The 241-nt window shown below is 45.6% G+C and carries 1 protein-coding gene; it reads right to left on the reverse strand.

Going from position 1 to position 241, the window contains the following annotated elements; all coding sequences use genetic code 11:
* Positions 1 to 241: transposase (locus DCC82_RS18880; RefSeq protein WP_233252974.1), on the reverse strand; the 241-nt coding region annotated here is incomplete at both ends.

The following is a 241-nucleotide window of genomic DNA, read 5'->3' on the forward strand; positions in this document are numbered from 1 at the left end:
ATAAGCATTTCCTAGAATTCGTTCAATAAACTTGCCAATTTCCCGTGTACTCATGCCACTTTGATACATCCTGATGATGGCTTCCTCCAGCCAGCCGGTGTGCCGTTGGTAAGGGGCAAACAACTGTGTTTGAAATTCCCCGTTTCGGTCTCTTGGAACCAAAAGACCCTCAATCCGGCCATATTGCGTATCTAGATTTCGTTGATAGTAGCCGTTTCTCATATTTGATGTTCCGGCCTGT

This window comes from Geobacillus sp. LYN3, assembly GCF_003064505.1.
In the GTDB taxonomy this organism is placed as follows: Bacteria; Bacillota; Bacilli; order Bacillales; family Anoxybacillaceae; genus Parageobacillus_B; species Parageobacillus_B toebii.